The organism is Streptomyces sp. NRRL S-1022 (assembly GCF_000720135.1).
Lineage (GTDB): Bacteria > Actinomycetota > Actinomycetes > Streptomycetales > Streptomycetaceae > Streptomyces.
Map to the genome: position 1 here is coordinate 137,099 of NZ_JOIU01000026.1, position 12,939 is coordinate 150,037.

At 71.1% G+C, this 12,939-nt stretch carries 16 protein-coding genes and 1 pseudogene; 3 read left to right on the plus strand and 14 right to left on the minus strand.

All coding sequences use genetic code 11. The annotated features are described in order from the left end of the window. Positions 1-2: 2 nt before the first annotated feature. Both IG05_RS0132100 and IG05_RS0132105 read right to left on the minus strand, forming a co-directional pair. Positions 3-827, minus strand: a complete 825-nt coding sequence (locus tag IG05_RS0132100) for an ABC transporter ATP-binding protein (RefSeq protein ID WP_078894641.1) — start codon at positions 825-827, stop codon at positions 3-5. Next, entirely contained in the window at positions 824-1,582 is a 759-nt protein-coding gene (locus IG05_RS0132105) for an ABC transporter ATP-binding protein (RefSeq protein ID WP_030347560.1), read from the minus strand. The genes IG05_RS0132100 and IG05_RS0132105 overlap by 4 nt, the downstream gene beginning before the upstream one ends. 188 nt (positions 1,583-1,770) lie before the next feature. Between IG05_RS0132105 and IG05_RS0132110 the strand changes: the two genes are divergently transcribed. The 3 genes from IG05_RS0132110 (at position 1,771) to IG05_RS49570 (ending at position 4,248) form a co-directional block, all read left to right on the plus strand. Then, the gene (locus tag IG05_RS0132110) at positions 1,771-3,066 is read left to right on the plus strand and encodes a PucR family transcriptional regulator (RefSeq protein WP_030347561.1); all 1,296 of its coding nucleotides are present in this window, start codon (positions 1,771-1,773) and stop codon (positions 3,064-3,066) included. Further along, positions 3,063-3,746: a TetR/AcrR family transcriptional regulator gene (locus IG05_RS42700; protein WP_199808416.1), complete on the plus strand. Its 684-nt coding sequence runs from the start codon at positions 3,063-3,065 to the stop codon at positions 3,744-3,746. The genes IG05_RS0132110 and IG05_RS42700 overlap by 4 nt, the downstream gene beginning before the upstream one ends. A gap of 250 nt (positions 3,747-3,996) precedes the next feature. Next, on the plus strand, positions 3,997-4,248 hold the full coding sequence (locus IG05_RS49570) for a hypothetical protein (protein ID WP_030347563.1): 252 nt from the start codon (positions 3,997-3,999) through the stop codon (positions 4,246-4,248). An 80-nt stretch (positions 4,249-4,328) separates the two neighbouring features. Here IG05_RS49570 and IG05_RS0132125 read toward each other — a convergent pair whose 3' ends face one another. The 12 genes and pseudogenes from IG05_RS0132125 to IG05_RS47235 form a co-directional block, all read right to left on the minus strand. Then, a complete protein-coding gene (locus IG05_RS0132125) occupies positions 4,329-5,552 on the minus strand; it encodes an acyl-CoA dehydrogenase family protein (protein ID WP_030347564.1) in 1,224 nt (407 codons plus the stop codon). Positions 5,553-5,609: 57 nt separating this feature from the next. Then, positions 5,610-5,870, minus strand: a complete 261-nt coding sequence (locus IG05_RS48550) for a hypothetical protein (RefSeq protein ID WP_051790491.1) — start codon at positions 5,868-5,870, stop codon at positions 5,610-5,612. Next, positions 5,867-6,025, minus strand: a complete 159-nt coding sequence (locus IG05_RS48555; RefSeq protein ID WP_199808417.1) for a hypothetical protein — start codon at positions 6,023-6,025, stop codon at positions 5,867-5,869. The genes IG05_RS48550 and IG05_RS48555 overlap by 4 nt, the downstream gene beginning before the upstream one ends. Positions 6,026-6,165: 140 nt before the next feature. Then, complete coding sequence (locus IG05_RS0132135) at positions 6,166-6,852, minus strand: TetR/AcrR family transcriptional regulator (RefSeq protein ID WP_030347565.1); 687 nt, start codon at positions 6,850-6,852, stop codon at positions 6,166-6,168. After that, entirely contained in the window at positions 6,779-7,489 is a 711-nt protein-coding gene (locus IG05_RS50725; protein WP_030347566.1) for a class I adenylate-forming enzyme family protein, read from the minus strand. Before IG05_RS50725 ends, IG05_RS0132135 begins: the two co-directional genes overlap by 74 nt. A 52-nt stretch (positions 7,490-7,541) precedes the next feature. Continuing rightward, positions 7,542-8,198, minus strand: a complete 657-nt coding sequence (locus tag IG05_RS0132145) for an HAD family hydrolase (protein ID WP_234336101.1) — start codon at positions 8,196-8,198, stop codon at positions 7,542-7,544. Next, a complete protein-coding gene (locus IG05_RS0132150) occupies positions 8,198-9,397 on the minus strand; it encodes an acetyl-CoA C-acyltransferase (RefSeq protein ID WP_030347568.1) in 1,200 nt (399 codons plus the stop codon). The genes IG05_RS0132145 and IG05_RS0132150 overlap by 1 nt, the downstream gene beginning before the upstream one ends. A 266-nt stretch (positions 9,398-9,663) precedes the next feature. Continuing rightward, complete coding sequence (locus tag IG05_RS0132155) at positions 9,664-10,002, minus strand: STAS domain-containing protein (RefSeq protein ID WP_030347569.1); 339 nt, start codon at positions 10,000-10,002, stop codon at positions 9,664-9,666. Then, positions 10,002-11,297: a SpoIIE family protein phosphatase gene (locus IG05_RS0132160; RefSeq protein WP_030347570.1), complete on the minus strand. Its 1,296-nt coding sequence runs from the start codon at positions 11,295-11,297 to the stop codon at positions 10,002-10,004. The genes IG05_RS0132155 and IG05_RS0132160 overlap by 1 nt, the downstream gene beginning before the upstream one ends. After that, a complete protein-coding gene (locus IG05_RS0132165; protein ID WP_030347571.1) occupies positions 11,297-12,100 on the minus strand; it encodes an alpha/beta fold hydrolase in 804 nt (267 codons plus the stop codon). The genes IG05_RS0132160 and IG05_RS0132165 overlap by 1 nt, the downstream gene beginning before the upstream one ends. Before the next feature lie 212 nt (positions 12,101-12,312). Beyond that, positions 12,313-12,402: pseudogene (locus IG05_RS49575) on the minus strand (RNA polymerase sigma factor SigF); the annotation flags it as partial. A 64-nt stretch (positions 12,403-12,466) separates the two neighbouring features. After that, positions 12,467-12,871, minus strand: coding sequence for an ATP-binding protein (locus tag IG05_RS47235; RefSeq protein WP_037815074.1), 405 nt, complete (start codon positions 12,869-12,871; stop codon positions 12,467-12,469). Positions 12,872-12,939 lie beyond the last annotated feature (68 nt).

The window sequence follows — 12,939 nt, forward strand, 5'->3', positions numbered from 1 at the left end:
GCTCACCCGCCCTTCCTGGTCAGGACGGAGACACCGAGGTACACCTCGGCGACCTGTCCGTCCTCGCGGATCCGCGCGGCCGGTCCGGACAGCACCAGGCGGCCGGCCTCCAGTACGTGCGCCCGGTGCGCGATGTCCAGCGCGAGCTGGGCGTTCTGTTCGACGACGACCACGGTGGTGTGTTCCTCCTCGTTGACGGCACGGACGATTTCGAACAGCTCGCGGGTGACCAGGGGCGCGAGTCCGAGGGACGGCTCGTCCAGGAGCAGCAGCGAGGGCCGCAGCATCAGCGCCCTGCCGATGGCGAGCATCTGCTGCTCCCCGCCGCTGAGGCTGCCGGCGGCCTGGCGGGACCGCTGGCGCAGCTTGGGGAAGTAGCCGTAGATCCGCTCCAGGTCGCCCGCCACGGCCGCGCGCTCGGCACGGCCCCGCCTGGGGCCGGAGCGCAGGTGGGCACCGATGCGCAGGTTCTCCTCGACGGTCAGGTCGTTGAAGGTGCCCCGGCCCTCGGGAACGTGCGCCACGCCGAGCCGGGCGGCCTGCTCGGGCGAGCGGCCCAGCAGCTCGGTGCCGTTCAGGGTGACCGAGCCGCGGCCGCGGACCATGCCGCACAGGGCGCGCAGCGTCGTGGTCTTGCCCGCGCCGTTGGGTCCGAGGATCGCGCACACCTCGCCTCGGGCGACGGCGAAGTCGAGGCCCTGCAGCACACGGGCCTGGCCGTACCCGGCGTGCAGGCCGGACACCTTGAGGAAGTCCGGCGCCGCACTCGGCGTGTCCGGCTCCGCACTCGCCGAGGTCTCGGTGCGCTCGGTGGTGGGCTCGCTCACGCGGCCACCCCCAGGTACGCCTCGACGACCGCCGGGTCGCGCTGGATCTCCTCCGGTGAGCCCTCGGCGATGGTGCGCCCGAAGTCCAGGCACACGATCTTGTCGCACAGGCCCATCACGAACCCCATGTGGTGTTCGACCACCACGAGCGTGAGGTCGAACTCCTGGCGCACCGAGCGGATCAGGTCCGCGAACCGGCCGACCTCGCCGTGGCTGAGTCCGTTCACGGGTTCGTCGAGCAGCAGCAGCCGCGGCCGTACCGCGAGCGCCCGGGCGAGTTCGACGCGTTTGAGCGTGCCGAACGGCAGTCCGGAGGCGGGGCGGTCGGCGACGTCCGCCAGGCCGAGCCGCCGTAGCAGGTCGTCCGCGTGGTCACCTAGTTCTCTCTCCTCCTGCCGGACGCGGGGCAGCCGGAGCGCCGCGGCGAGGTGTCCGGTGCGCCCCCGGCTGTGGGCGCCGACCATGACGTTCTCCCGGACCGTGAGCCGCGGGAACAGGCCGAGGTTCTGGAAGGTGCGTGCGATGCCGTGCCCGGCCACGGCGTGCGGGGGGAGGGCGAGCAGGTCCTCACCCTCGAACCGCACCGTTCCCGCAGCGGGGGCGCAGCGTCTGGTGAGGCAGTTGAACAAGGTGGTTTTTCCGGCTCCGTTCGGTCCGATGAGCCCTACGGCGGTGCCCGGCTCGACGGTGAATGCGACACCGTCCAGTGCCGTGATCCCGCCGAAACGCACGGTGATACCGTCGACCGCGAGCATGAGTGACGCCCCTTCCGACGTGCTGGGGGGTGGGCGAGCGTCACAGTAGGTGGGGGCGTTGCGAGCACACATTGGGTGCGGGCACCCAACTTCACGGTCGTCGCCTTGTGCGCCGCGCACAGGGGGCGGCAGATGTCTCACCCCGGGCCTGTTGACGGAGCACGAGGCGGACGGCGACGATCGGCGGCATGCCTCACGGTGCCGCCCTGAGCACTCCCCCACTCACCGAACCCCTCCGCCGGGAGCGGCGGCGGCTCCTGCACGCCGTCCACGACCGGGTCGAGGAGGTGGCGGAGACCGCCGTCGAGGTGATGCGCGCGGAGATCCCGTCGTACGCGTTGCAGGGCCAGCGGTTCTTCGACGACGTGCGGGACCAGGTGCTGGAGCACTACCGGATGCAGCTGGCGGCGCTGGCCGGCGACCGCGACATCGCCCCGGAGGACCTGGTCTTCAGCCGGGCGGCAGCCATGCGCAGGGCACGGGCGGGGTTCGCCCTGGAGGACTGGATCAGTGCCTTCCGGGTCGGCCGGCAGGTGCTGTGGGACGCGCTGCTGGGCTGCGCGGGCACGTCCGCCGAGGCCCAGCAGGCCGCGCTGTCCCTGGTCACCCCGCTGATGCGGTACGTCGACTACGCCAGCACCCATGCGGCGCAGGCCTACGTCGAGTACCAGCAGCACGTGGTGGCGGACGCGGACCGGGAGCGCCGGGATCTGCTGGACCAGCTCCTGTCCGGCGGGGCACCGACCCGCGGTCCGCTGTTCGCGGCGGCGCAGGCGTACGGCATCGGACCGCGCTCGCCGATGATGGCGGTCGTGGCGGTGTGCGTCGGTGACACCCGCACCGGGGACCTCACCTCGGCCGAGCACGGGTACGCCGCCAGCGCGTCGATCAGTGTCGCCGGGCCCTGGGCCGGCCGAACCCTGGTCGTCGTGCGCCACGACGAGGTGGTGGCCGTGCCCGTGGTCCGGGCCGGCATGAACGCGGAGGACATCTGCGCCCACTTCGAGGACGTGCAGCGGCGGCTCGCGCGCGACGGAACCATGCTCTCCATGGGCATCAGCACGATCGCCCGGGGCGCGTCCGAACTGCCGCGCGCCTACCAGGAGGCGCGGGCCGCCCTCGACCTGGTGCCCAACGGGGGCGGGGTGGCGGCACTGCCGCGGCTGTCCCCGTTCGACTACCTGGCCCTGCGCGCCGACGACCTCGCCCGCCAACTCGTCGATCCCCGGGTCCGGTTGCTGCTGGAGGAGGACCACCGGCGCGGCGACACCCTGGCCGACACCATACGGGCCTTCGCGGAGGCCGATCTCAATCTGCGGCTGGCCGCCGAACGGCTGCGGGTGCACCACAACACGGCGCACTACCGGCTGCGCCGGATCGAGGAACGCACCGGCCGCAATCCGCGCCGGATCGCCGACCTCCTGGAACTACTGGTCGCCCTCGCCATCCGCGACGGGGCCACAGAAGGCGGGGACAGCCAGTGAGCGGCATCGTGGAGTCGTCGGCCGGGACCGAGCCGGCGCGTCAACTGCCGGACGGTCAGGGCGGCGTGGGCCTGCCGGAGGTTAACGCCGCGCAGTACCCGACACTCAGGCGCGCGCTGCTGGACGCCGCGCTGGAGGTGTTCACCGAGCGCGGTTACACCGACGCCGGTCTCACCGAGATCGCGGCGCGCTCCGGCGTTGCGGTGGGCAGCCTCTTCCAGCACTACGGCGGTAAGCGCGGGCTCTATCTCGCCCTGTGGGAGGAGTTCCGGGAGGAGCAGGAGCGCAGGACCGCGGCCACGCTGGCCGCCGAGCGCGGCCGCGGTGTGGCCGACCCCGTCGCCCTCTTCGTAACGGGGGCCAGGGCGTACCTGGAGGGTTCCTGGGACAACCGGCGGCTCGGCAGACTTCTCGCGGAGGACGACTCCCCGGCGGGGTTCGACGCGCTGCGCCGCCAGTGGGACCGCGCCTGGGTACGGCGCAACGCCCGGCTCCTGGAGGTCGACGAGCGGCAGCGCGCCGGCCGGGTCCGGGTGAGCGTGCTGACCACCGTCATCGGAGGGGCGGCGCGCGAGCTGGGCGACTGCGGCGACGAGGCGGAGGCCAGGGAGATCGTGGACGAGGTGTGCGGCATCCTCATCCATCTGACGACACCGGCTTCCAGCTCACTCACGCCCTAGGTGTCGACACCCGTCCCCGGAACCCGACGCGTCCGGTTCCGGTTCGTCGTCATGGCCGACACCCGTGGCGGACACGTCACTTCGGTCCCGTCCGCGGTGCCGTCTCCATCCGGTCATTCCCCGTCCGGCCGGTGGACACGGAATTCCCTGAAGGGAACGTTCGCTACAGGGCGCGCACGGTTCACGGGCCACCGCAATCCCCCTGCTCCGGCCCGCCGCGCCCGCAGCCGCCCGGCCCGCGGAGTTCACGGTGGACACCGTGTCCGACGGGGTCGACGCCGCCCCGTCGGACGACCGGTGCCGCACCCCCTCGGACGACCGGTGCCGCACCGCGTGGGGCGCGTGCAGCCCGCGCGCCGCGGTGATGGCCGCCAGCGACCGGCCGGGCAGCACCATCTCGACCACGGGCGACCTGAACCTCCAGGCGCCCACCACGATCCGCGCCTTCCGCCTGCAGGCGGACCCCCGGTGCTCCGCCGGCTCCACCGCCGGCTCGCCCTGACGGCTCCGACAGCCGCAGCACGTGCACGGCAGGCTCCCGCTCCGACGGCGGTGCGGCCCGTGGGAGCCAGTACGCTCGTGTCAGTTGGCCGCCGCCGCGTCGCGGTGCTGCCGCAGTTCCTGCTTGGCGATGGCCCGCTTGTGGACCTCGTCGGGACCGTCCGCCAGCCGCAGCGTCCGCAGCTGCGCGTACATCATCGCCAGCGGGAAGTCCTCGGTCACACCGGCAGCTCCGTGCACCTGGATCGCACGGTCGACGATCTTCAGCGCGATGTTGGGGGCGGCCACCTTGATGGCCGCGATCTCGGTGCGTGCCTCCTTGTTCCCGACCGTGTCCATCAGGTACGCGGCCTTGAGCGTGAGCAGGCGGATCATCTCGATGTCGATGCGCGCTTCCGCGATCCAGTCCTGGATGTTGGAGCGTTCGGCGACCGGACTGCCGAAGGTCACCCGGGCCTGCGCGCGCCGGCACATCAGCTCCAGTGCCCGTTCGGCCGCGCCGATGGCCCGCATGCAGTGGTGGATGCGGCCGGGACCGAGCCGGGCCTGGCTGATCGCGAAGCCCTCCCCCTCACCCTTGAGGAGGTCCTTGGCCGGCACCCGTACGTCCTTGAAGTCGATCTCGGCATGTCCCTCGCGGTCCTGGTAGCCGAACACCGGCAGGCCGCGCAGCACCGTGATCCCGGGGGCGTCGATCGGGACGACCATCATCGACTGCTGCCGGTGCGGAGCGGCGGTGGGGTCGGTCTTGCCCATGACGATGAGCACCTTGCAGTTGCGGTGCAGGGCGTTGGACGCGAACCACTTGCGGCCGTTGAGCACGTACTCGTCGCCGTCACGTTCCATCCGCAGCTCGATGTTGGTGGCGTCGGAGCTGGCGACCCGCGGCTCGGTCATCGCGAACGCCGAGGCCATCGTCCCGTCGAGCAGGGGCTTGAGGTACTTCTCCTTGTGCTCGTCGCTGCCGAACAGCGTGAGCACCTCCATGTTGCCGGTGTCGGGAGCATTGCAGTTGCACGCCTCAGAGGCGATGTGACTGCGCCCCATGATCTCCGCCAGCGGCGCGTACTCGAGGTTCGTCAGCCCGGGGCCCCACTCCGGGTGCGGGTGGAACAGGTTCCACAGTCCGCGCCTGCGTGCTTCCGCCTTGAGTTCCTCGATGACCGGCGGGTGGAAGTGCGGGTCGCCGGACGCCCGCATCTGCTCGTGGTACACCGCCTCGGCGGGATAGACGTGCGCGTCCATGAACTCCAGCAGATCGGCCTGGTACTTCCTGGCGCGGTCCGACATCTCGAACAGGGACATCTCAACTCCTGACGGGTAGGGAGGGAAGGTCAGCGGCATGTCGCGCGGGCGTGCCGGTCATGCCCGTGGGAGGAGGGAGCTCCGGAGGCGCCGCATCCCGCGCAGCCACCAGTCGTGGTCCGAGCCCTGCTGCCGGTGCATCTCCAGTACGGCTCGGTGCGGCAGGATCAGGAAGCGCTCGTCCTCCATCGCGGCCGGGACGGAGTCGGCGGCTTCGGCCGGTTCCAGGACGTCTCCCGCGGACGTGACGGCCCGTGTGGCGGCTCGGCCCGGTGGGTCCCCGGACTCCTCCCCGGCGGACAGCATGCCGGTGTTCACGAGGCCGTCCTGACGACATACCCCGCACCGCGTTCGACCCACATCGGCCCCAGCAGCCGTGCCGCACGGACGCGGGCGCGCGGGTCGACGTCGAGCGCGAGGTCCCAGTCCTGCTCGCTCGCGTCGAGACCGAGCGCGTTTCCTGCGACGTTCACGGCGGACCTCTCCGTCGGCGGTGTGGGGTGCGTCCGACCTGTATAGTTGAATCCGACGTCAGGTTCAATAGCTGGCCTCGGGACCCACACGAAAAAGGCCGCCCACCCCCTGGAGGGTGAGCGGCCGTGAGGCAGACGGATCAGCGGTGGCCGGGGAACCGCAGGGCGTTCGCCCAGAGCCGGGTGACCGTGGAGACGAGCTCCTCGAAGTCCACCGCCTCCTTCTGCGGTTCGGCGAGCACGAAGGCGTTGTAGGCCATGACGCTGACCATGCCGGACAGCGCACGGGAGGCCATCATCGGATCGACCTCACGGTCCGCGACCCCCCGCGTCTGCAGGTCGGCGATGCCGCGGGCGTTGCGGCGGATGAACACGTCGCCGCGCCGGCTGCGGAACTCACGGAACTCCGGCTCCACCTGTGCGACCTGCTCCAGCAGGGCCATCAGCTTCGCGTTCCGCTTGTACGCCTCCAGATACGCGCGATTGCTCGCCTCAAGCACCGCATAGGGGTCGTCGGTGTCCTGCACCCGGGGCATGCCGGGGTGCAACATGTCCTCCTGCGCCTCCAGCAGGACGGCGGCCAGCACCTCTTCCTTGTTGGCGAAGTAGGTGTAGAAGGATCCCGCCGCGCACTGCGCCTCTTTGGTGATGTCGGTGAGGCGGGCGTCGAGGTAGCCGTCCCGTTCGAACACCTTCCGGGCCGCCTTGACCAGTGCGGCCCGGGTCCGCGCTCCGCGCTGCGTCGTGGGCGGCTCACGCAGGCACGAGTGGGGCGCCACGGGCGGTGCGGTCTCGCCGTCGATCTCCTCGGGCACGGTGGTGTCCATTCCGGAGACTGTACTTGAATCCGACGCCATGGTCATGAACCCGCACGAGGGTCCAGCAGCGCCGCCGGGTCGAACCGGGCCGGCAACGGTCAGCGTCGCCATCATGACCGCCGCCTGCCCGAACACATGGAACAGCGGCAGCCCGGTGCCGGTACGGTCGGTGCTCGTGGCGCGGCCGCACGGGGCGCCGATCTCCCCGGCGGTCCCGGTCGATCACGTCGGCAGGGCCGGCCTCGCCGAGCGACGCGCCCGGGTGCAGCGTCCGGAAGGGCACGCCGAGCGACGCGGCCGCCTCGGCGACGGCGGGGCCGAGAGCGTGCCAGGCCACCGCCAGTGAGCAGCCGGCGTCGCCGAGAACGCAGGCGACCTCGGCCCGGGTGGCCATCGTGTTGACCTGCACCACGACGCAGCCCGCGGCCTGGATGCCGAGGTAGGCGACCACGAACTCGGGCACCGACGGCACCGCGAGCAGCACCCTGTCCCCCGGGGACAGGCCTGCGGCGGCCAGGGCGCCGGCGTACCGCGTGCTCCCGTCGTACAGCCGGCGGTAGGTCCATCGCCCCCCGGCGCCGCGCAGCGCGACGTCGTCGGGGGCGGCGGCCGCGTGCCGGCACACCGGGTCGAGGACGTTGGTCATGGGCGGTGCCCTCCGGGAGGTGCACGGGTGACGGTGTGAGCCCGTCGATCGGTCAGGCGGTGATCCCGAAGCGGTCGGCGAGTTGGCGGCGGGTGTCGGCGGCGCTGGTGTGCAGGACACCCTCGATCCCGATCCGTGCCGCTCCGTCGAGGTTCTGCCGCAGGTCGTCGATCATGACCGTCTCCTCGGGGGCGACGCCGAGGCGTTCACACGCGATCGCGTAGATACGCCGGGAGGGCTTGCGGATCCCGACCTCGGAGGAGATGACGACCGCGTCGGCGACAGCGGCGAGGTCGACGCCGTCGTAGGTTCCGGTGCCGAAGGAATTGGACACGAGGGCGACGGGACGGCCGGCGGCGCGGAGATCACCGAGGAGCGCCAGCATGTCCTGGTCGATCGACATTCCCGCCTGCATCCGGGCCGTGAGCCCCTCGGCCGGCACATCGACGCCGTGCGCACCCAGACGTGCGGCGAACCCCCGCTCGAAGGCATGGGCGTCGATACGGCCGCACTCGTGGTCGGCCAGGAGCCTGCGTGACGGCTCGTCCCGCGCGAGGAGGTCCAGCGGCAGGCGCGGGTCGCCGCCGAGCGAGGCGCCGAAGTCGGTGAAGGCCCGCAGCACGCTGGAGGTGATGACACCGCCGAAGTCCACCAGGACCGCGGTTCGGTCCTTCCCCTTCTCCATCTCCATCTCCATCTCCATCTCCATCAGGCGACCTCGAACAGTCCGGCCGCGCCCATGCCGCCGCCGACGCACATAGAGACGACCACGTAGCGGACGCCCCTGCGCCTGCCCTCGACGAGAGCGTGTCCCACGAGCCGGGCACCGGTCATTCCGTAGGGGTGACCTACCGAGATCGCGCCGCCGTCGACGTTGAACCGCTCCGGGTCGATCTGCAGTTCGTCGCGGCAGTACAGCGCCTGGGAGGCGAACGCCTCGTTGAGTTCCCACAGGCCGATGTCGTCGATGGTGAGGTTGTGCTGCTTCAGCAGCTTCGGAATGGCGAACACCGGACCGATGCCCATCTCGTCCGGTCCGCACCCGGCGACGGCCATGCCCCGGTAGACACCCAGCGGCTCCAGTCCCCGGCGCTCGGCCTCCCTCGACTCCATCAGCACCGAGGCCGAAGCACCGTCCGACAACTGCGAGGAGTTGCCCGCCGTCACGCTGGAGTGCGCGCTCACCTGGCCGCCGGGCAGCACCGGCGTCAACCCGGCCAGGCCCTCGAACGTGGTCGACGCACGGTTACCCTCGTCCCGGGTCAGGGTGACCTCCTCGTCCCGCACCTCTCCGGACTGCTTGTCGAGCACCTTCTTGACGCTGGTCAGCGGAACGATCTCCTGGTCGAACCGCCCGGCGTCCTGCGCCGCCGCGGTGCGCTGCTGTGACAGCAGCGCGAACTCGTCCTGGCGTTCCCGGCTCACGCCGTAGCGTTCGGCGACGATCTCGGCCGTGTGCAGCATCGGCAGGTAGATGTCCGGCCTGTGCTCGGCCAGCCAGGGGTCCGCCGCGCGGTGGCTGTTCATGTGGTCGTTCTGCACCAGGGAGATCGACTCGACCCCGCCGCCGACCGCGATCTGCATGCCGTCCGCGACGATCTGCTTGGCGGCCGTCGCGACGGCCATCAGGCCCGACGAGCACTGCCGGTCGATCGTCATCCCCGGCACGGTGTCCGGAAGCCCGGCACGCAGAGCGGCCTGACGGGCGACGTTGAAACCGGAGGATCCCTGCTGGACGGCGCAGCCGAGGACCACGTCCTCGACCTCACCACCTTCGAGCCCGGCGCGCTGTACCGCGTGCGACAGCGCGTGCGCGGCGAGTTCCTGCGCCTGGGTGTCGTTGAACGCGCCGCGATACGCCTTGCCGATCGGCGTCCGCGCCGTCGAAACGATGACTGCTTCCCTCATGTCGCCTCACTGCTTCCTGTGGGACCGGTGCGTCCGGGGGTTCGGGGCCGGCTCGGTCGTTATAGTTGAATCCGGCTTCAAGTTCAACCAGTGCGGCCGACTCGGAGACACCTTTCACCCTTGTCGGCACGCCCCTTCCCAAGAGGGTACCGACCAGTCGGTATCGGAGGTGGACGATCGTTGACGGGACGGTCGGCGACCACTCCGGCAGCGTCCGCGCTGAGGGATGCCGCCGCGCGGTCGGTCCGGCGGGACACCGAGGCAGGTCAGGAACGGGGGGCGGGGTCGCTGTCCGAGTCGATGGGGAAGAGCTGGTCCAGGCCGACGATGCGCAGCATGCGCAAGATCGGGGCGGGTACGGCAGTGAGCGCGATGTCCGCCCGGGCGGCCTGCGCGTGGTTGTAGGCGGCGATCAGGGCGGTGACGCCGCTGGAGTCGCAGAGAGTCATACCGCCGAGGTCCAGGACGAGGCGCTGGCCCGGTCGCAGGGTGATGGTCGGGACCAGTTCGCGCAGTTCGTCGGCGCTGCCGTAGTCGAGCTCGCCGAGCACCTCCAGAACGGGACCGGCGGCGGCGTCTCGGAGGGTGGTCTTGAGAGGGCTCATCAGCTGCTTCTGGTCTGTGGGGTGGCGGGGGCGGTGACGCCGAGGGCGAGCAGGGCGGTGTCGTCGTCGAGCCCGTCGCCGAAGCCGTGCAGCAGACCGGTCAGTGCCCGGATGACGGCCTGCGGGGAGTGACCGGCGTGGTCGGCGGCGAAGGCGAGCAGGGCCTCGTCCCCGTACCGGCTGGTGCGGTCCTCGCCGGTACGGGCTTCGGTGATGCCGTCGGTGTAGAGCAGGAGCACGTCGCCGGGGCCGAGCACGGTCGTGGCGGCGGTGAAGCGCGCGGAGGGCAGGATGCCGACGAGCAGCCCACCGGGGGTCGGCAGGAAATGGGCCGTGCCGTCGGCACGCGCGATGATGACCGGGGGGTGGCCGCCCGAGGCCAGGTGGACGGTGACCTTCCCGGTACCGGGGTCGGGCTCCAGGGTGCCGAAGACCGCGGTGCAGTACCGCGGGTCACCGCTGCCGGCGGTGTACCGCTCGTGGAGCACCTTGTTGAGGGTGGTCAGGGCGGAGACGGGGTCGGGTTCGTGCAGGGCGGCGGCGCGCAGGGTGTAGCGCGTCAGTGAGGTGACCGCCGCCGCCTGCGGTCCCTTGCCGCACACGTCGCCGAGGAAGAAGCCGAAGCGATTGCCGTCGACGGGGAAGACGTCGTAGAAGTCGCCGCCGAGCCGTTCGGGATGGGCGGTGTGGTAGTAGGCGGCCGTCTCCATCCCGGGTACCGCCGGCAGGATGTCGGGCAGCAGTGACTGCTGGAGCACGGCGAGGGCGTCCTGCAGCCGGTCCCGGTGGGCCTCCGCCTGCTCGCGCGCTTCTTCGGCCGCCTTCCGGCTGCGCAGGAGTTCCTGTTCGTAGGCGCGGCGGTCCCGAGCGTCGAAGACGGTGGTGCGGATCAGCAGGGGTTCGCCGGCACCGCCGTGCTTGACCACGGAGGACACGAGCGCCGGCAGCCGGCCGCCGCCTGTCTGTTTGATCTCCAGGGCGATGCCGCCGACCTCGCCCTGCATCCGCAGCAGCGGCGCGAAGTGCGTCTCGTGGTACAGCTTGCCGCCGACGGTCAGCAGGTCGGTGAACCGCATGCGGCCCACCACCGCTTCCCGGGTCAGGCCGAGCCAGTCCAGCAGCGTGGTGTTGATCTTGGCGATGGTGCCGTCCATCAGCGTGGACAGGTATCCGCACGGTGCGCTCTCGTACAGGTCCTCGGCGCTGTCCTCCAGCAGCGCGGCGAATGCCGCGCTGCTGGAGGCCTTGGCGTCGTCGGCCCTGTAGGGGTCGTGATGCTGCCCGGTGCGGCACATCACCGCAATTCCGCCAGGAAGCTCCGTATGGCTTCATTGGTGGCGTCGGGGGCGGACAGATGCGGGCAGTGGCCGGTCGCGTCCAGTGTGACCAGCGTGGAGCCGGGGATCGCTGCGTGGACGAAAGCACCCACTTCCCGGGGGGCGATCACGTCCTGGGTGCATTCCAGCACCAGCGTCGGGGCGCGCACGCCCTTCAGGTCGTCCCGCGAATCCGACAGGAACGTGGTCCGGGCGAAGACGCGCGCCATGTCCGGGTCGGTGGCGCAGAAGCTGTTCTTCAGCTCCTCGCCGAGCTCGGGCCGGTCCGCGTTCCCCATGATCACCGGTGCCATCACCGCCGACCAGCCCAGATAGTTCGACTCCAGCGACACCAGCAGCTCGTCGATGTCGTCGGCGCTGAAGCCGCCACGGTAGCCGTCGTCATCGATGTACCGAGGAGACGGAGCCACCATGACATGCGCCCCGACTCGCTCCGGAGCCAGGTCAGCCGCGAGTACGCCGATCATCGCGCTGACCGAATGTCCCACGAACACGGCATCGCGCAGATCGAGCGCCTCGCACACCTCGACCACGTCCTGGGCGTAACCGGTCAGAGAGGCGTATCGGACCTCCGAGAAGGCGGCCGGATCCGAGCGGCCCGAGCCGACGTAGTCGAACAGCACGACCCGGTAGTCATCGACCAGCGCAGGCAGTGTCAGCCGCCACATGTTCTGATCGCAGCCGAACCCGTGAGCCAGCACCACCGGCCGCCCCTGGGGGTTGCCGGTGACGGTGACGTTGTTCCTGCGAACGATATCCATGTGCGACAGCCTCTCAGACCCCGTCCGGTAACCCGATTCGCCCGCAAGGGCTCCACATGTCGGCTGACTCCTTCACACCGCGGTGCGCGGTGCTGACCTCGCTGCCGCCGGACGGCGTCGGGTTCAACGGTGGGCGAGCCGGCTCCAGCGCCTGGGCTACGGCACCGGTGAAGTCCCGCAGGGCGCGGGACGGCTCGAACCAGTCGGTTGCCCCTGATCAGCCCGATCATGCCGGCCTGGACGATGTCCCCCGTCTCCTCCGGCCCGCGGCTGCGGAACCGGCCGGCCGCGTAGCGGCCCAGCGGACCTCCGCCGCTCGCACGCCCGGCCCCTCGCGGATGAGCTCCAGGCGGATCAGCTGCGAAGTCACGGGTCGACGCTGAGTTCGGCCCAGACCGTCTTGCCGGGGTGGCGGGGAGTGACGCCCCAGCGTTGGGCGAGTCTTTCGAGGAGTTGCATGCCGAAGCCGCCCGGCTCGGTGTTCTGGGTGGCACGCACGCGCGGCCAGCGGTCACTGTGATCGCTGACCGCGATGCGCAGCAGGCGACCGTTCCAGGTGAGTCGGACAAGGGGTGGGCCGTCGCCGTGGCGGATGGCGTTCGTGATCAGTTCCGAGACGAGCAGTTCGGCCGTCTGGAACATCCGGTTTCGGCGGAGCGGTCCGCCGAAGCCTTCCACACAGTCGCGGACCCAGTGCCGGGCCGCCGCGATGCTCGCCGTGACCGCGGGGAAACGCGACTCACAGTTCGGGATGGTCGGTTCGCCGTTCACGAGGTTCCTCCAGCAGGGTGGCACTGGCCGCCTCCGACCGGCCCGGTGCGCAGACGGTGAAGGCCGTC